This window comes from Oceanobacillus caeni, from assembly GCF_019037185.1.
Lineage (GTDB): Bacteria > Bacillota > Bacilli > Bacillales > Amphibacillaceae > Oceanobacillus > Oceanobacillus caeni.
Genome location: NZ_JAHHXM010000048.1, coordinates 1 through 19,425 on the forward strand (window position 1 = coordinate 1; position 19,425 = coordinate 19,425).

15 protein-coding genes and 1 riboswitch are annotated in these 19,425 nt (G+C 37.5%); of the genes, 9 read left to right on the forward strand and 6 right to left on the reverse strand.

Annotated features, from left to right (window positions below; genetic code table 11):
• Positions 1-487: 487 nt before the first annotated feature.
• A complete protein-coding gene (locus KM885_RS16410) occupies positions 488-1,501 on the forward strand; it encodes an asparaginase (protein WP_216884277.1) in 1,014 nt (337 codons plus the stop codon).
• 118 nt (positions 1,502-1,619) lie between these two features.
• Positions 1,620-3,179, forward strand: a complete 1,560-nt coding sequence (locus KM885_RS16415) for an FAD-dependent oxidoreductase (protein WP_216884278.1) — start codon at positions 1,620-1,622, stop codon at positions 3,177-3,179.
• Between the two features lie 47 nt (positions 3,180-3,226).
• Here KM885_RS16415 and KM885_RS16420 read toward each other — a convergent pair whose 3' ends face one another.
• Positions 3,227-3,781, reverse strand: coding sequence for an NUDIX hydrolase (locus KM885_RS16420; protein ID WP_204798744.1), 555 nt, complete (start codon positions 3,779-3,781; stop codon positions 3,227-3,229).
• 456 nt (positions 3,782-4,237) lie between these two features.
• Between KM885_RS16420 and KM885_RS16425 the strand changes: the two genes are divergently transcribed.
• Positions 4,238-4,996, forward strand: a complete 759-nt coding sequence (locus KM885_RS16425) for a TerC family protein (RefSeq protein WP_204798745.1) — start codon at positions 4,238-4,240, stop codon at positions 4,994-4,996.
• Between the two features lie 174 nt (positions 4,997-5,170).
• On the opposite strand, the gene KM885_RS16430 is transcribed toward KM885_RS16425, so the two are convergent.
• Positions 5,171-5,617 (reverse strand): PaaI family thioesterase, encoded by a 447-nt coding sequence (locus KM885_RS16430; RefSeq protein WP_204798746.1) that lies wholly within the window; start codon positions 5,615-5,617, stop codon positions 5,171-5,173.
• A 435-nt stretch (positions 5,618-6,052) separates the two neighbouring features.
• Here KM885_RS16430 and KM885_RS16435 point away from each other — a divergent pair, with 435 nt between their 5' ends.
• On the forward strand, positions 6,053-6,724 hold the full coding sequence (locus KM885_RS16435; protein WP_204798747.1) for a serine/threonine protein kinase: 672 nt from the start codon (positions 6,053-6,055) through the stop codon (positions 6,722-6,724).
• Between the two features lie 154 nt (positions 6,725-6,878).
• Here KM885_RS16435 and KM885_RS16440 read toward each other — a convergent pair whose 3' ends face one another.
• Complete coding sequence (locus KM885_RS16440) at positions 6,879-7,127, reverse strand: glycine zipper 2TM domain-containing protein (protein ID WP_204798748.1); 249 nt, start codon at positions 7,125-7,127, stop codon at positions 6,879-6,881.
• 785 nt (positions 7,128-7,912) lie between these two features.
• Between KM885_RS16440 and KM885_RS16445 the strand changes: the two genes are divergently transcribed.
• The 5 genes from KM885_RS16445 (at position 7,913) to ssuE (ending at position 13,878) form a co-directional block, all read left to right on the forward strand.
• On the forward strand, positions 7,913-8,866 hold the full coding sequence (locus KM885_RS16445; protein ID WP_204798749.1) for a bile acid:sodium symporter family protein: 954 nt from the start codon (positions 7,913-7,915) through the stop codon (positions 8,864-8,866).
• A gap of 231 nt (positions 8,867-9,097) precedes the next feature.
• Positions 9,098-9,203, forward strand: a riboswitch (SAM riboswitch).
• A 156-nt stretch (positions 9,204-9,359) separates the two neighbouring features.
• The gene (locus KM885_RS16450; protein WP_145524198.1) at positions 9,360-10,028 is read left to right on the forward strand and encodes a carboxymuconolactone decarboxylase family protein; all 669 of its coding nucleotides are present in this window, start codon (positions 9,360-9,362) and stop codon (positions 10,026-10,028) included.
• Positions 10,029-10,046: 18 nt separating this feature from the next.
• Positions 10,047-11,423, forward strand: a complete 1,377-nt coding sequence (locus tag KM885_RS16455; protein ID WP_216884279.1) for an LLM class flavin-dependent oxidoreductase — start codon at positions 10,047-10,049, stop codon at positions 11,421-11,423.
• Between the two features lie 190 nt (positions 11,424-11,613).
• Positions 11,614-13,110: a sodium:solute symporter family protein gene (locus KM885_RS16460; RefSeq protein ID WP_060669105.1), complete on the forward strand. Its 1,497-nt coding sequence runs from the start codon at positions 11,614-11,616 to the stop codon at positions 13,108-13,110.
• 210 nt (positions 13,111-13,320) lie between these two features.
• Positions 13,321-13,878: an NADPH-dependent FMN reductase gene (ssuE, locus tag KM885_RS16465; protein WP_060669319.1), complete on the forward strand. Its 558-nt coding sequence runs from the start codon at positions 13,321-13,323 to the stop codon at positions 13,876-13,878.
• Positions 13,879-14,501: 623 nt separating this feature from the next.
• On the opposite strand, the gene KM885_RS16470 is transcribed toward ssuE, so the two are convergent.
• From KM885_RS16470 to KM885_RS16480, 3 genes are all read right to left on the reverse strand, one after another.
• Positions 14,502-15,677, reverse strand: coding sequence for a M20 family metallopeptidase (locus KM885_RS16470; RefSeq protein ID WP_047186557.1), 1,176 nt, complete (start codon positions 15,675-15,677; stop codon positions 14,502-14,504).
• A gap of 1 nt (position 15,678) precedes the next feature.
• Positions 15,679-16,866, reverse strand: a complete 1,188-nt coding sequence (locus KM885_RS16475) for a Zn-dependent hydrolase (protein WP_244987055.1) — start codon at positions 16,864-16,866, stop codon at positions 15,679-15,681.
• 139 nt (positions 16,867-17,005) lie between these two features.
• Positions 17,006-18,193 (reverse strand): hypothetical protein, encoded by a 1,188-nt coding sequence (locus tag KM885_RS16480; protein ID WP_204798751.1) that lies wholly within the window; start codon positions 18,191-18,193, stop codon positions 17,006-17,008.
• Positions 18,194-19,425 lie beyond the last annotated feature (1,232 nt).

The following is a 19,425-nucleotide window of genomic DNA, read 5'->3' on the forward strand; positions in this document are numbered from 1 at the left end:
GCATGACTAAATTAGCTGGATTCCTTGGTAGATATGCATTTTTAGGCGCTCAAGGATTTTTTATGAATAATTAAGGTTTATGTATATCATCCTTACGATATCTTCATACTACGTTCCATCTTCTTACATAAAACACACTGCTTAAATATATATTAAAGGCCTTAATTGATTATTTAACTAGTCTTCTAAATTTCCAGATTCTCTTATGTTTGCATACATATTCAAAAATACAAGATTCACAGGGGGTTTACCAAAATTATTCTATGAAGGAAAGCTAGTTTTGGCCTTCCATGTAATGAGATTAAGATTAGTATATAATAATCAAGGGGAAGCGGTTAACATAAAGGAAAATAGAAATAGATCTCGTGCCCTTATAAAGTATAATTGGTGTAAAATGAGGGATAAGGGTATGCATTTAAAAATACTTTTTATGATTGTGCCTTAAAGGTTTGATTTAATTAACAATAACGAGGAGTTGGATGCAAACATGACAAAACCGATACAAGTATATCGCGGTGGTTTTTTAGAAAGTACCCATGATGTTCATATAGCTATTGTAGATACAAAAGGGAATTTGAAATATTCATATGGGGATCCGTCGAGATTGACCTTTCCACGTTCTGCTTTAAAACCCTTTCAGGCGATCCCTTTAATAGAAAGTGGGGCTGCGGAACATTTTTCCTTCACTGATGAAGAAATAGCAGTAAGCTGTGCCTCGCATAGTGGGGAAGAAATCCATCGGTCGACAGTACTTGGGATGATGGAAAAAATTAATATCAAGGAATCTGATCTTTATTGTGGTCCGCAAATCCCAAAAGATATAGAAGGGTATAAAACGGTTATTCGAAATGGTGGAGATGTTTCGCCAGTATTTAATAATTGTTCAGGGAAGCATACAGGAATGATTGCTGCTAGTTTATACTTGAACGAAAGCCCTAAAACATATTATGAGTTATCTCATCCACTGCAGCAACGAATTATCGATATTATGGCTGATGTTTTTGGTATGAAAAGAGAAGATATTGAAGCAGCGATTGACGGTTGTGGCTTGCCAACTCATTACTTACCTCTTAAGAATTTTGCGCTTGGTTTCGCACGTTTAGCTAGACCTGATCAATTAGAAGACATGACACACCGTGATGCTTTAGAAAGAATTAGGAATAGTATGATGGCTCATCCGCGACTTGTAGCTGGAAAAGACCGTTTTGACACGGATGTAATGAAAGTTTTAAAGGGAAAACTAGTATCTAAAATGGGTGCAGAAGGAATGCGAGGAATAGGTTTGGTCGAAGAAGGGCTTGGTATTGCGATTAAAGTAGAAGACGGAAATGATCGTGGGGCCTATGTTGCTGCAATGAAGGTACTGGAACAACTAAATATATTAGACAAAAAAATGGTAGAAAGACTCCTTAAGTATGAGAAAGAGCCGATTTTTAATACAGTAGGTGAAAAGGTAGGGGAAATTACTGCTGAGTTCACGTTGAATAAACATGAGGATTAAACCTGGGAAAAGTTCCTAGGTTTATTTTTAGTGTCGTTTTTTTTAAAAGGGTTCTGTATACTACCATCTAAAAATGGAGAATCTGTTAGTATGATTCACTACATAATGGAGGGGTATTATGCCTGAGAAATTGCCAGATATTACTAAGTCATATTGGAGAGATTCTGTTAAGCTTCCGGAGTTTCCAAGTTTAGATAAAGATATTGAAGTGGATGTTTGTATTGTCGGTGGTGGAATTACTGGGATTACTTCTGCTTATCTTTTAGCGAATGAAGGAAAAAAAGTTGCTATTTTAGAAGCGGATCAGCTCCTTGGTGGAACAACAGGACATACTACAGCAAAAATTACGGCCCAACATGATTTAATCTATGACGAGCTCATTACGAACATGGGCAAAAGTAAGGCAAGATTATATTATGAAGCTAATATGGGAGCGTTAAAGTTTATAAAAAATACGGTTGAGACGTTGAACATCGATTGTGATTTTAAGGAGCAGGATTCCTACGTCTATTCCACGACAGACGAATATGAAGAAAAAGTCAAAAAAGAGGTACGAGCATATGAAAAGCTTAGCATTGATGGCGGGTTAGTAGAAAAGCTTCCATTCGATTTAGGAATAAGAAATGCAGTGGTTATGCGGAACCAAGCGCAGTTCCATCCATTAAAATATTTAGTCAAACTTGTAGACGAGATTACGGAAAAAGGGGTCCAAATTTTTAGTAATACAACGGCAGTCAACATTGAAACAGGTGAAAATCCAACTGTTTTAACTAGTAAAGATTTTCGGGTAACTGCTAAATATGTACTTGCTTGTTCGCATTTTCCGTTTTTTGAAGGATTGGGGTTATATTCAACAAGAATGTATGCGGATCGTGCTTATGTTGTTGCTGCAAAACCTAAGAAGAACTTTCCTGGAGGAATGTATATTAGTGCGGATAAACCAACGCGTTCCGTTCGCTCTGTGACTATCAATGGGGAAGAAATGGTCCTTCTTGTTGGGGAAAGCCATAAAACGGGTCAAAGTACCGACGCGATGAAACACTTCGATGCATTGGAGGAGTTTGGCCAAAGTGTTTTTGGTCTGGAAGATATTTCGTATCGATGGTCGGCTCAAGATCTTACTACATTAGATAAAGTCCCTTATATTGGGGAAATAACCCCTGGTCAGCCAAACATTTTGATTGCAACAGGTTTTAGAAAATGGGGCATGTCCAATGGCACAGCCGCAGCACTTTTAATGAAGGACATTGTATTAGGAAAGAAGAATAGTTTCCGGGAACTGTATACCCCATCAAGATTTTATGCGACACCTAGTATTAAAAACTTCCTTGTTCAAAATGCGAACGTTGCAGGACATCTAATTAAAGGAAAGTTACAAACGAGTAATACAGACCCGAATACGTTAGAGAATGATGAAGGTGCGGTTATTCGTATAAATGGCGAAAGAAAAGGTGCTTACCGAGACCAAGAAGGGAAATTGCATATTGTGGACACAACCTGTACCCATGTTGGTTGCGAGGTAGAGTGGAATAGTGGGGAACGTAGTTGGGATTGTCCATGTCACGGATCAAGGTTTACTTATACGGGTGACGTGATTGAAGGTCCAGCTGAAAAACCTTTACAAAAATATGATTATACCATGATTGATAATATTACTTCGGAGGATTCCGGTTATTAATTTGAAAACTCGTATGATGGAGGGAATTCCATGATACGAGTTTTGTTTTAACCTTGAATTTTATCTATCACTTTTTTATATATTTTAACCATGTGGGGTTCATTTGAATAGGTTTCTACCTCTTCAAAAGGAATCCACTGAACATTGCTGTTTTCGTCCGGTTTTACGAAGAGCGGATCATTTTCGTCTGCTTCTAATAAATAAGCAAGAGATAAATGTAGATGAGGGGCAACATATTTATCATTTTTATAATGGCTGATGACCGTTAAAATATCTAGTGACAGAATATTCTCGTGAACAGGCTGCACATGTTGGACTCCGGTTTCTTCTTTTACTTCTTTAACTGCAACCTGCAATAAATCTTCTTCCCCATCCGCATGTCCACCTGTCCAAGACCAGGAATTGTAAATATTATGGTGCACCATTAACACTTTATTTCTATTTTTATTTACGACAAAACCTGAACTGGTAATATGGGCAATTTCGTTATCCCGTGTTAGGACATCTTTAAACGTATTCATACATTTTAACATGATTGCTTTATCTTTTGCCTCTTGTTCATTCCAAGGTGTGTAATTTCTAATGCTCTCGCGCCAATTCATCTTTTAGCTCACTTCTTTTTCTTGTATTTTGTTTTTATCCCACCTCAAGCTTCCGGTAGGTAAAAGATCAACTTCCCGTATTGGTCCCATCAGTGGGGGATAAAGGGAAGTCCTCTTTATCATAACTGATATAAGTGGTTTATCTCAAGAGCAGATGTTGTTTGTATTAGTAATGTGTTTGCAAAGTTCTTTAACTTCTTATTGTTGAACATGAACTTATAATTCCATTCTAAACATTCGATGTTAGTAAGACTCCCACCTCAAGTTTCTTGGGAACAAAAAGGGTAGGTGGGAGTCCGATAAGTGCGAATAACTATAAGTGCAGGATGAAGGCCCTCCTCTGATGGAAGACTTCTTTATAATTTTGGTATAATTATTTAGGAATACTTGCGGTACATTAACAAAATATATAGTTAGTGGAAATTTTACTTTTAGTCAAAGATAGGGGAGAAGTTCATGGAGTCAATATGGCTAGAGTATGGTTGGACTTTATTAATACTAATTGGATTGGAAGGAATGTTGTCGGCTGATAATGCCCTTGTTCTAGCCATTATTGCCAAGCATTTACCCGAAGAACAGAAAAAAAGAGCTATAAATTACGGAATCATTATGGCCTTCGCTTTTCGATTTGTTGCACTCTTTGCTATTTCCTTTATTGCTAATGTCTGGCAGATACAAGCGATAGGAGCGGCTTATCTTCTTTACTTAGGATTAAAGCATGTCATCAAGGCACGGTTTGGGAAAGAAAATAAGGATATTCATAAAGAAGATGAGAAGGAATCAGCTGGTAAAGGCTTTTGGCCCACAGTAGGGAAAATCGCATTAGCTGACTTAGCCTTTGCGATTGATTCGATTCTAGCTGCAGTTGCTCTTGCCCTTGGTCTTCCAGATTCACCGTTAGATAATTTTGGAGGAATGGATGGAGGACAATTTATTATTGTACTTCTTGGAGGAATTGCTGGACTTATCTTGATTAAGTTTGCAGCAACCTGGTTTGTGCAACTTCTTGAAAAACGTCCAGCATTAGAAACAACAGCATATGTAATTGTTGCGTGGGTTGGGGTCAAACTGGCGGTTATTACTCTCGCCCATGAGGATATAGGTGTTCTAGATCATGATTTTCCTCACAGTACCATTTGGACGATAATCTTCTATGGTGTATTAGTTGGTATTGCCCTAATTGGTTGGTTTGCACCTAGTAATAAGTCGAGGTAAAAAATAAGACCTTAGTGTTCATACGAAGAACCATATATTAAAGAAAGTTAAACCCGATAAGCATTTGATTGCTTGTTGGGTTTAACTCGTTACTCAGTCGGGCGAATCCTTAATCGTTACAAAAAATTCATTACTAATCTAGCCTGGTTTACTTAATTCCTTCCTAAAGTTTCCTTATTCCGTTTTTAATCTCTTTCCACTCGAATTTCCCTTCAAAATCATACATGTGCATGTTGAATGTGCAACGAGGCTATGCTTTTCATCGTATACATGACATTCCAGTAATCCGACTGTGGAACCTTTCTTTATTAATTTTCCCTCAGCTCGAAGTTTCGATTGAAAAATAGGTTTAAGAAAATTTAGTTTAATATCCATTGTCGTAAAAAGTTCATCCTCGGCAAGCGTGCTCGAAAAAGCATAACCCATTGCTGCGTCAGCTATATCGCATAATATCCCGCCGTGTAATGTACCCATGGGATTATGAAGTCTTTCAGAAGCTTCCAATTCTATAACAACTCTTCCTTCCTCAGCCTCTACGACATTAAACCCAAGTACCTGTGCGACTGGTGGACCAGGAATTTCTCCTGTTATCATTTTCTTTAAACCTTCTAGCTTATTCATTATTAATTTTCTCCCTCCACTTTTAAGAATAAAACTAACCCCTTTGAAAGAATATTACCATTATTAGAAAGATTAGTTAACAATAATTTAATTATTTGGATAAGTATCAAATTGTCTATGCCACAAAAGAGCGCCGTTCGTGGAATATAAAACTTATACTTGCATTATTCGTATGTAGTAGAAAAGCCGAGGTAATATATCTTGAGGACTATAAATATAATCAATATTATTAATAAACCTTTTTATCCGCTTGTATATTTCAAGGAATCGAAAGCCTAAGGTTTAAATGAAAGTAGATTGGATGTAATACGGAAACTATTTTAGATATTAAGATAACGGGTAAATTCCTTATATAGGAATAAATCAAAGATAGTTATTAAGGGTTTTAGACATGTTGCGCGTCTATAGTTAAAAATCTAAAAAGGGAGATTTCATATGGAAAATGATTGGGATATAGTACGAGATTCGCTTTCTGAAATTACCGTTTTTTCAAATCCAAACAACGAACCTGTAACAATAAGTGGTCATGCTAAAGATTTGAAGTGTATAGGGGTCGGGACAGATGCGGCCGTGTTTCAATCTTTAAAAGTTCCAGCTTTTGCATTTAAAAAATATGCAATAAACAAAGTAGATAAAGTAAAAGCTGAAGCAGAAGTTTATAAGAAATTAGGAAATTCTCCTTTCTTTTCAACCTGTTTTGCTTCCTACGACGATTACCTCGTTCTGAGCTACGAGGAAGGAAATACACTCTTTGATTGCGTTCTACAAGGGATTCATATCCCTGAACAAGTGATAGATGACGTGGAGGCAGCAAGAGAATATGTTCGTTCAAAGGGACTTAATCCACGTGATATTCATTTGAAAAATATTTTATTACAAAATGGAAGGGCCAAAATACTAGATGTCTCCGAATACATTCAACCAGGTAATGATTTTAGGTGGGAGCATCTAAAAAAAGGATATGAGCAATACTATCATTTGATTGATGGGAATTCTGTACCGTTTTGGTTAGTAGAAACGGTTCGAAAGTGGTATAACCAGCGGAATAAATATTTTTCTTCCTATGAGGATTTTCTGAAGGCTATTTTGAATATCCTAAAAAAATAAGAAGACCAATCTGCTTAAAAGTATGGTGAAATAATTTTGCACTGAAAAAATCGTATGTAAGGTAAAAAAATTAACGAATAAAAAGAAGACATAACTAGTAATAATACCAGTTGTGCCTTCTAAGATAGAGATGGGTCGCCCAGGGTCCCCTTGGTTAAAGTAATTGTTTCATGTCCGAGTTATGTTCGGGCTGAATTGTCTTATTACTTTTGAAACTATCATCGGGGCCAAAAACTGCACCAATAATGGCACCAAGGATATACCCAGTCGTTGCTCCGGTAGAACCGGCAATCTTGCTACCTATGTAACTACCGTATGCAGCACCACTCATTGCCCCATGTCGAGAGCAACCAATGACAATGGAATCATCGCCAGTGTGGATACTGCTCTGAAAATCATTCATATCTTCAATCCTCTCTACTTACTCCTTACTGTTATTTCCAATATTAGGTAAAACTATACAAAAATATTTTCAAAGTTAACTATGACGGGTTGGTATGGGATGTTTTATTAAAGTTCACGGGAAAATGGCTGATATTCGCATTTTGGTATTGGGAATACTGGATTCACGAAAATCATGTTGAATTTAAAATTCTATGAAAGTCAGATCTTATGAAAATAAATGCAACTTATTGCAAGCATTGACGAATTATTTTCTCTGAATTATACTATATAACGTAAAGAGTTTGACTTTTTCCCTTTTACCTTCAAGTAAATGTAAGCGATTTATTTTTTGGGCAAATAGAAATATGTAATTATTATTTATAGTACGGTAAATGATATCGCTAATACTTGGGAGGAAAATTGGAAAAACGGGATTCATCGTCCCACTCCATTCTAACCTTTGAAACTTATCTTTTAGGGGGTATTGTTTGACGGACGGATACGTTTGATTAAAGGTCTGGGAATGGGCAGGATTCCTTGACTTAGTAAGTTTCTAAGTTTAGAAATGGAGAAAATGTAGAAGGATAGGGAAAGAAGACATAATTTGCTTATATGGCAGGTTATGTCTTTTTTCTATTTATGCCACGATTAGTATATAAAAGATCATATAAGCTATAATGGCCTCCCCTGTACATATATTTCTAAAAATTTACACTAGATTAAAGGTTCTATTTATGGTAATATTTTAAATTAAATAACTAGAGGAGTATTCACACTCTTTCGGCAACTTTGGAGGGAACAAGTATGAGAACATTAGGGAAGATTAGTAACTTTGCAACAAGCACATTTGCGCTATGGGTTATTCTTTTTGCAGTGCTTAGCTTCTTTGTTCCACAAGTATTTGCGTGGATAGCACCGCATGTGTCGCTTTTATTAGGAATTATTATGTTCGGAATGGGACTCACCCTGAGTGTAGATGACTTTAAGGGCGTTTTTCTGGCTCCGAAAAGTGTTCTGGTCGGTGTAGTTGCACAGTATACCATCATGCCATTAACGGCTTTTGGACTTGCACATGCATTTAATTTATCGCCAGAAATAGCAGCGGGGGTTATTTTAGTTGGTTGCTGTCCTGGAGGTACGTCTTCTAATGTCATGACGTTTATGGCTAAAGGGAACACAGCATTATCCGTAACGGTAACAGCGTTATCAACATTGCTTGCACCAATTTTAACTCCGTCATTGACTTATTTGTTTGCCAGTCAATGGCTTTCCGTGTCATTCATGGACATGTTCTTGTCGATTGTCCAAGTCGTCTTATTACCAATCGTTTTAGGTGTAGTTATCCGGATGCTATTTAGCAAACAGGTCAGTAAAAGTGTGGAAGTATTACCACTCATTTCAGTCATTGGAATTGTAGGAGTAGCTTCAGCAGTTGTGGCTGTAAATAAAGAATCGATTATGACTTCAGGACTTCTCATTTTTGCAGTCGTCGTACTACATAATTGTTTAGGATATTTGTTCGGGTACTTACTCGCGAAGGCAATCAAACTTAATTTTAAAGATCAAAAAGCAATTTCTATCGAAGTTGGCATGCAAAATTCAGGACTTGCCGCGTCGCTTGGGCTTGCTCATTTCTCGCCAATTGCAGCCGTTCCTGGTGCAATCTTTAGTGTTTGGCATAATATCTCAGGTCCACTCCTTGCAAACTGGTGGGGGAAGAAAGAGCAAGCTGAACCTGGTGTTAAGAAAACTGCATAAGTTTATTTGCTGCTCTTGTATGGTGAAGTATGTATTCTTCACCATACAAGAAAGTTTGACCTATCAACCAAGATATTGTTTCTGTGGGTAATAGTGAATTAGGCCAAAGGTTCTAATTTTTTTGGTGACAATATCCCTGTTGATAAAAAAGTCCTTTTCTGAAAATTTCCTGTTGACAGATTCCTTTTGGTTATGTAAGATGTTATTAATTCTTACTAATTGAATATGTTTTCCTTATCAAGAGTCGGGGTAGGAACCTGGTCCGTGGATCCCGCAGCAACCATTACTAAAGTAATAAGGTGCTAATTCCAGCAAGCAGATGCTTGAACGATGAGGGTTGGTATATATGACCTCTTCTCATCAGAAGGGGTCTTTTGTTTACCATTTTCTTAGAGGGGTAATCAAATGGAAAAATTTTTAAACACAATTCCGATTAAACATATTGGAAAAATTATATTCTTAGTAAGAAAAAATGTAAAGGGAGAGATTTAGAATGACAATTACAAAAACAGATAGCTTGTATAAGAAGGAATATTTCGGGAGGATTTTTGAATTAAAGGAATATGCACCAGAGGCTTTCGAAACTTTTTTCAAATTTAATGATCAAGCATTAGCAGAAGGAAAGCTTTCGGTTAAATTAAAGGAATTAATTGCAGTAGCGGTTGCGCATATTACAGGTTGCCCGTATTGCATTGATTTACATGTTGGAAACGCAAAGAAAAATGATTCCTCGAAAGAAGAAGTTGCAGAGGCAATTTTTGTTGCGACTGCACTGAAAGCTGGTTCTGCTTTGGCACATGGTGTGAATGGACTGAACGCTTTTGATAATAGTGGAGGTGAAGAGTTCTATAAAGCATCTTACTTTAATCGATTGAAAGAATTTAATGCATTAAGCGAAGAAACGTTCCAGGCTTTTGTGAATTTTGATGGAAAAGCAATAAAAGCTGGAAAATTATCCGTAAAAGAAAAAGAACTAATTGCAGTAGCATCTGCACATACAACAGGTTGTGCATATTGCATTGATGTACATACCAAAAATGCGAAGAAAGCTGGGGCAGACTTAGAAGAAATTTCAGAGGCGATTTTCGTTGCAGTTGCGCTTAAAGCAGGTTCTGCAATTGCTCATAGTGTAAATGCGCTAAATGCTTATGATGAGAAATAAGAAAAGGAGAGATACGCATTGAGTAAAAGGAAACAGATTCATTTAAACGGTTTTGTGCAAAATTCACCTTCTCCACATTCTACTGGATTATGGAAACACGAAAAAGATCAAGGAACGAAACATAATCGATTAGAGTTTTGGACGGAAACAGCGAAAGTATTAGAACGTGGGAAATTTGATGCGGTTTTTATTGCGGATGTATTAGGAACCTATTCGGTTTATGGAAACAGCCATGATGCAGCGGTACGTCATGCCGTACAACTTCCTGCACATGACCCATTGTTAATTATTTCCGCAATGGCTCAAGTCACGGAGCATATTGGCTTCGCACCGACAGTTTCAGCCACATATGCACAGCCATATGCATTGGCACGCCAATTATCTACCCTCGATCATTTAACAGAAGGTCGTGTAGCGTGGAATGTAGTGACTTCGTATTTGGAAAGTGAAGCTATTAATCTAGGATTATCTGGACGTCTCCCGAAAAATCAGCGCTACGATCGTGCAGATGAATTTTTAGAAGTAGTTTATAAACTTTGGGAGCATAGCTGGGAAGAAGATGCGGTTGTTTATGATCGGGAAGGGGATGTTTTTGCCGACCCTGAAAAGGTTCATGCCATCAATCATGAAGGTGAATTTTTCAATGTACCAGGAATTCATTTGACGGAACCGTCACCACAACGGACTCCTGTGTTATTCCAAGCTGGTGCATCCCCTAGAGGGCGTGACTTTGCGGCAAAACATGCGGAAGCCGTTTTTACGAAAGGTCATTCTTTAGAGGCGTTGAAAAATTACTCCGAAGATCTTCGTAAACGTACGGTTGCTCAAGGTAGAAATGCGGATGATATTCGTATCTTCCCGATGGTTCTTCCAATTATCGGCTCCACAGAGGAAGAAGCGTATGCGAAATATGAGGATTTAAAAAATCATGTTAGTTATGAAGGGACGGCAGCACTTCTTTCTGGGCATACGGGAATTGACTTTTCGAAATATGATCCAGATCAATACATTGAAGACATTGAAACAGATGCAGTTCAAGGTAATTTAGATATGTACACGAAAGATCCAAATAAGAAGTGGACGTTACGGGAAGCAATACAAAATCATGGGCTTGGTAATGGAACCGTGAAATTTGTCGGAACACCTGAACAAATTGCAGATCGTATTGAGGAATGGACGACAGAAGGGGATGTAGATGGTTTTAACATTGCACAGAGTTATTCATTAGAAACATTCCGTGAGTTTGTGGATCATGTTGTTCCAGAATTACAAAAACGTGGCATTTATCGAACCGAATATGAAGGAAAAACATTGCGAGAAAACTTATTCGGTACAGGGTCACCTTATTTACCTGACAACCATCCGGCGAAAAAGGTGTCTCCATTAGTGAAATAGTTAATCCTTACGTTTCTAGCTAAAGCGCCCTGCGCAACCTTTTGTGATAGTGCGATGAGCCTCAGGGGGCGCTTAAGCCTTTCATTGGCAGGTAGGAAAGTATAAAAATCTTTCCTGTCTGCATAAGTGCAACTAAGGCATTCGCCCAACCTAATAGCGAATGCCAAGTTTTCTAAAAAGGGGTAACGTGATGAATACAGTAACATTATATACGTGGGTTGGATTCCTTTTATTTCTAGGTATTATGTTGGCACTTGGATATATTGGGACTAAACAAACGAAAAGTGTTCGTGATTTTGCGATAGGCGGGGGACTTGGCCCAGTTGTGTTGGGGCTATCCTTTGCGGCCACCTATCTAAGTGCAGCTACTTTTCTTGGGTATCCTGGCTGGTCTTATGAATGGGGACTGTCGAATCTTTGGCTTATTCTCGCCATGATTGGTGGAGGAGCTCTAGGAGTTCTTATGGTTGCCAAAAAAATAAGGGAATTAAATAAAGAACAAAAATCACTTTCTTTACCGGATTGGTTAGGCGATTATTATAATAGTGATATTTTACGAGTCGGTACAGGTTTGATTTTACTGTTTAATATTTTTTATATCTCGGCACAGTTTGTAGCGGGAGCGAGAATTTTTGAATATTTACTTGGTATGGATTATACAGTAGGTCTGATTCTTATAACAGTTGTTGTCGTGTTGTACGTTTTTGGTGGTGGGGCATTAGCTGATATTTATACGGATGCGGTCCAAGTAATTTTAATGGCTATTGCTGGAATAATTGTGTTCGTTTCGGGAATTGTGATTTTTTGGAACGGTGGGATTACAACAACACTTTCCGGAATCGTGGACAATTTAGCTGCCCAAGATGGAAATCTAGTAAAGGTATTTAATCCCGATTCCGTTCATTTTTATTCCATTGGTGCAATAATAGGTGCGATTACGATTCAGTGGGCATTTGCATCCGCTCCACATCTATTTAATAAAGTATTAGGTTTAAAGAATGATAAGGATTTAGGAAAAATGATACTTACTTATGTTATAACGGCTTCTCTGTGTGTTGTTGTCTTGTTTGGTGGACTTTATAGTAGGGTGGCAATTGGCCCTGCAGATGTGGTAGCAGATTTAGCCTTAATGGAGTATGTAGCATGGGCATTTCCAGCAATTATTGTAGCTTTCTTCGGAGTCGTGATTCTTGCTGCAGCTATGTCTACTACAGATGGGTTGTTTGTATCCATATCCACGGTATTTGCGAATGATATTTTTCTGAAATTCCTCGTAAAACGCGGATTTGTTCGAGTAGAGGAGGAGAAAGCGGAAAAAATAGCGTTACAGATTAGTAGAATAACGGTACCAATTGTAGGGTTACTAGCATTTCTTATTGTCCTTAAACCACCGATGTATATGGGAGACATTATGTGGATTGGAATTTCCGGTATAGCAGCTGGAACGTTAGGACCTATCTTATATGCGGTTTACAGCAAACGAAAGGCATCTCCAAGGGCAGCGGAGGGCTCGATGGTTATCGGTTTACTAGCGTATTTAATTCTATACTTTGGTGGAATTATCCCAAGTACAATGACAGCTGGGGCAGTAGCGACATTTATTGGGATTCTAGCAATGGTTGTTTTAGCCTTTGTTATAAAGGATAAGGATAGGGAAGAAGAGGTTGAGTTGGCCAAAGCTGAATAGGAGGAATAAAAAATGTTCGTAAATGAAATGCTTTCCGTCTGGCTTTATGGAATGATTGCGATTTATGTCATTATAGGTTTGTCACTTTGGAAATGGTATTTTGGCAAAAGTAATGATTAGAGAACTTGACATTCGCTATTAGGCTGGACAATGCCCTAGTTGCGTTATGGAGGTAGGAAGACTTTTTGCCTGCCGGAGAGGGGAATTACTATGGATCATATTGTTATTGTCTCAGGAAGCCCGTCTTCCACATCAAGGTCGGAGCGCGTTCTTCATTATTTGGGGAAACGAGTAGAACAAGAGGGGTTTTCGATAAAACATATTTCCGTAAAAGATGTGGATGCGGACGATTTATTATTTGGTAACTTTAATAGTGATCAAATTAAACACATTACTTATGATTTACAACAGGCAGATGGGGTTATCGTTGGTACACCGGTTTATAAATCATCCTATTCAGGGATTTTAAAAGCACTTATTGATCTTTTACCACAGGATATTTTACAAGACACTCCTGTCCTACCATTGATGACAGGAGGAAGTGCCTCTCATCTATTAGCAATTGAGTATACACTTAAGCCACTTTTAGCATCTTTGAAGGGCCAAAGTGTAAAAGGACTTTATTTTCTAGATAGTCAATTAGATAAAACAAAGGAAAATCCGATTATAGATAAAGAGATATTAGAGAGAACTAATAAACAGTTAGAGTATTTTTTAGGAAAAGTAAATCAGAGCATAAAATATCATAGATTGTTAGAAGTATATTAAAGCAGGTAAGGCTGTCTCGTAGTACTTGGGGCAGCCCCTTTTCGTATGCAAGCCGATATCTGTTGCTTGAATGCCTGATATTCAATGCAGTGACAGCTGATATCTATTGACTGAATACTGATTTCTGTCATATGAATGCCGATATCTGTGGCCGAAAGGGAATTCCTACATTTCATATTAAGATACCAAAAAAACGAGCAGTAAATTTATTATTTACAGCTCGTTTTTGAAAAGAAAGGAAAGTATAAAAATTTAGCTTATTAAATCTTGTCAAAGGGAAGACCACGTCCAGCTCCAGCGCCCAACGACTAGCGAGACTTCCCTCACCTCATGACACGATAAAGAAGACTTGCCGATGGTGAAACCAGAGGCTTAGTCGCACTTATACCCTTGTGGTGAAAGTCAACATCGACTCAAAGTATTAAAGGAAGGCCGACTAAGTGCGGCCTTTGCGGCCAACGTCGGCATACCCCTATGAAGGGGCATGTTTCCTTTATCTCCTACGGAAGTGGAATGTCCGATTAAAACCGCCGCTTTGCGCGGCAACATCGGACCACCTGGCATGGCCAGGCGCAGTCCGTACGTCGCTAAACGGGCGCTTCCGCTTTTGTTCGAGGCATCCCTTATTTATTCAAATAAGACCAAGCGTATTGTGCGTATAATTCAGCTCCTGTTATGAGAGCATCTTCATCAATATTAAATCTTCCATGGTGGTGCGCCCATTCTGTGTCTTTTTCCGGATTTCCACAACCAACTAATGCAAAACTTCCAGGTGCTTCATCTAAAAAGAAACTAAAATCTTCTCCCCCCATAGTCGGCTTTTGATCATAAATGACATCTTCGCCAAAGGCTTCAGAGGCTACTTGTTGAACAAGATGTGTACTTATTTCTTCATTAATAACCGCATTGGTTCCTCTAGAATATGTTACTTTAGCTGTTGCTCCATAAAGACTTGCAACTGTATTTGCATAGTGCTCTAATTCTTTTTCTACGTGATTTCTTGTTTCCTTATCAAAAGTACGAACGGTTCCTTCAATGACCGCATTTTCTGCAATCACATTAAATCTGGTTCCTACTTCCATTTTTCCAATTGTCAGTACTGCCGTGTCAAGCGGATCAACGGTTCTAGAAACAACGGTTTGTACGTTCATGACAAAGGATGAAGCGACAACAGCTGCATCAATGGTATCTTGTGGGATAGCACCATGACCTCCTCTTCCTTTAAACTCTACTTTGAAAATATCTGCAGCAGCAAAGGCTGGACCCGGATTACATACTATCTTTTGCGTTGGGGTTTGGGACCAAATATGTATACCAAACACATTATCCACCCCGTCCATGGCACCTTGTTTAATTATTGTTTTTGCACCTTCAGCAACTTCTTCAGCTGGCTGGAATAAAAGTCGAACACTTCCGGGAATATCATCTTTCACTTGATGTAATGCTTTTGCTGCAAATAGAAGCATCGAAGTGTGTGCATCATGACCACATGCATGCATTTTTCCATCAAATTTAGATTTATAGGCTAAATCTTGATTGATTTCTTGAACGGATAATGCGTCCATATCCCCACGGAGTGCTACCGTTTTTCCTGGTTTGCCTCCTTTAATTTCCGCGATTACGCCAGTAGGTTCCGTTCGGCGGTAGGGGATACCTAACTCTTCTAACTGTTCACATATAAACGCAGTCGTATTTTCTTCTTCCCAAGATAGTTCTGGTTCACTGTGTAATTTTCTACGTGTAGCGATTAGTTCTTCTTCGTGTTCCGTGATGTATGATTTAATTGCTTTGTTAATCATCCTACTCTGCCTCCGTTAATCTTTTTGCTGTTTCAAATAATACGTCTACTCCTTGGGCTAAATGTTCTAAGTCTGACCATTCCTCTGGACAATGACTCAGTCCATCTTTACTTGGAATAAAGATCATCCCGGCTTCTGTATAGTCTGAAAATACCATCGCATCATGGCCAGCCCCGCTTAGCATCGGTATAGAAGAAATCCCTAATTTTCCTGTGGATTCTTTTAATGAGGATCGAACCTCTTTACTTAATTCTTTCGGTTGGATATATAATTGCTGCTCGATGGAAGTTTTAATGCCATCTTTTTGATATGATTCAATAAGTGCTTTTACTTTTTCCATCACGCGTTGAATCGATGCTTCTTCCCCTGAGCGAAGATCAATCGAAAAGATTACTTTATCCGGAATGACATTCGAGCCATTTGGATAGACAGCAAACTGACCAGTAGTAATGACGGTGCCATTTCCTTCCGCTTTTGCTAGTTTTGGCAATTGGGAAACAATTGTTGCTGCAGTAATTAACGCATCTGAACGACGATCCATCGGTGTTGTACCGGCATGTCCTGCTTTTCCTTCTATGGTCACTTCAAATTGTGTCAGACCAACAATCGTGTCAACAACCCCAATACTAATATTTTCCTCTTCTAAAATCGGTCCTTGTTCAATGTGCAATTCTAAAAATGCCTTCATCGTTTTTGGATCACGATGTTTAGGGAGTGTTGGATCGAGCCCTGCTTCTTGCATTGCTTCTATAACAGAAATTCCATCTTTATCACGAATCGTATGGAAATCCTCTTCACCAATTAATCCATTAATCCCACGAGAACCCATCAACCCCCCACCAAAACGAGAACCTTCTTCTTCAATCATTGCGATCACTTCTAGTGGATATGTCGGTTTGATATTGTGTTCTTGAAATAAAGCTGCAACTTCAAGCCCCGCTATAACACCCGCAGGACCGTCATAATTACCTCCATGAGGAACACTGTCAAAATGAGAACCAATGAGAACACTAGGAGCAAATTCTTTCTTTCCTTCTAACTTGCCAAAAATATTACCAAGACCATCTTCTCTTACAGTTAAACCGTATTCTGCCATCTTTTCTTTAATATACTTCCGTGTTTTCACGTCTTCTGGACTATAAGAATATCTCGTCATTCCTTCATTTGGTGTTGCAGTATACTGACTCATTGTTTCAAGATGCTGTTTCACTCTCTCTTTATTTGCCAATTAAATCACTCCTCCTAAAATCTATATTAACTATTTAGAAAAAATCGAGTAAGTGTACTTACCCGATTGGACCTTGAAGTCTGAGAATCTATTATTATTATTATAAGTATGTGACAAAAACTCCCGCAAGAATAACAGACACAATCGTTACAGTTATGAATCCCCCGACTAGCATTGGTGGTAACATATGACTTAACAAAGCCTCTTTCTCTTTTTCATCTTTTGTCATCGATTCGATTACTTCATTTGTAATAATATAATCTTGTGGGAATCCATATAATGCCGTTAATGATACAGCAAATGCCATTTCCTTACTAACTTTTAACACTTTCCCCATAATCCAAGAGAAAATATACATTCCCAAAATCCCTATAACAATTGTACCTACCAATAAACCTAGAATTTCTACCATCATATCTGGGGTAGCATTTTTTAGTCCATCGAAGATAAACAACAATAGAGCAAACATCGCAAAGCCAAATCCATTTGCTTTTTCAAGAACACCTTTTTCCAAAAATCCAATACTAGAAGCTATAACACCAAATAACAAACAAAGTACATATGGATGAATCGTAACAATTGGTTCCACTGCAACGGAAGTAAGGTATGCCAAATAGGCTACAACAATTAATCTGAAAAGTTTAAAGAAACTCGTATTATATTTTTCAGGTAATCTTTCAAATAGCTTTGGTTTAGAATCTTCAACAGCCGCAGCTGCCTCGTTCGATACCTCTATTGTTAATTCACCATTCCGATATTTCTTTAAATAGTTTTTACCTTCTTTTTTTAACATGATTGAGGTTAACGGATAACCAACAAATCCTTGCACCACATAAATGACGATAGCAAATACAGATAAACTAGTAAGTCCTACTGCTTGTGCCCCCTCGGACATAATAAGTGAGGACACCACCCCGCCAACCAATGGAGGAACAGCTACAATCATCGCTTCTAAGCTAAATATCATCGTTCCAATCGTAAGTAATAATAGAGCTGCTCCAGCAATACCAGCGAGTGCAATCAAAATGGTTTTCCATTGTTTTTTTAATTCATCCAAAGAAAGCAACGTTCCCATATTGGTGATAAGCAAGTAAATCATCATCGACGCCACGACGGACGGTATACCTGCAATTTCAACAATATCTTTCGGGAAGAACGTCCAATACCCAATTAAGAAAAGAATTGCACAAATAAATACAGAAGGAATCCAAGCTTTTGTACGTATAGACACGGCTTCTCCTATAAATAAAATGGTTATTAAAATAACCAGAGCTAACATTTGCGACATTTATTCTACCCTCTTTCTACAAAATTCGACATTATTCTAAAAAATTATTATTTTATTATAACAGTAATCTTACAGAATTCAATGACTATTTATATATTGGATATATTTATATAATTGCGAGTATCATTAATCTTGAATTTCCATAAAAACTATTACCCGTAATAATGAATTTACTTAAAGGAAGAGGGTCTTTTTGAGTAGGTAGGAAGTGTAACTAAGGCATTTGGCTACTAATAGCTATGTCAAGTTTTCTAATAATTTTCATTAACTTTCGAACATTATACCTATTAAACGATTTTATGTGATTTATATTCCGAAATGTACTAATAATGCAAAGATAGAGATAGGTGAAGGAAATGTTTAATTTGACGGATGAACTTGTAGAAGATCTAATTGAAAAAGGGATTGCTCGGTTATATAACATGTTATCGTTATTTAATCCATTCCAGTTGGCACAAAACTGATTATTTGAGTAACAGGTTTATCCCAGAGCCGCGACAATAAGATATCTTCTTAAAAGCATGTTATTACACATTTAAAATGTCATGTGAATTTAGTGGTGAGTGGAATAATATAAAGGATTTGAAGAGTAGTCTAAACCTATTTTTATTTACAACGAAAAGAATTGAATAATAATGAAACTAATACCACACTTATATTGCTAGGGATTAAAAATACTTATAATAGTATTAAGCTTCATCTTATGTATCTTTCCGTATGTCATTTAGGTTTTCTAATATCCCTTTTTCAAAGATAGAATAAAAAGGAATATAAGAAATGGATATAAATTTGTATTGTTCTATTTTTTTATCCTCAACAGGAATTAGATAAAATCATTAAAAAGTGGTTGACCCGTAGTTAGATAGTGTGGTAGGATATTTCTTGTCGTTTCAAAAAGTCGACTATAATCAATAAAAATCAAAAACTTGTTGACTTTCTTTCTTAGAAATCATATAATGAATTTCTGTTGTTACGTAATTAACGACAATTAATAAAAAACTTATTGACATTGAATAAGTAGTTGTGATATAGTAATAGAGTTGCTGTTAGGAATTCAGCACACGAACTTTGCTCTTTGAAAACTGAACAAAACAACCAGTATGTTAAGATAAAAGAAACTCGTTTTCTTTTAAAAATAGAAGGTAACACTTCTAGAAGCTAAGAGATAGAATTAATTATGTTAATTCTAAACAAACTTTTTTGGAGAGTTTGATCTTGGCTCAGGACGAACG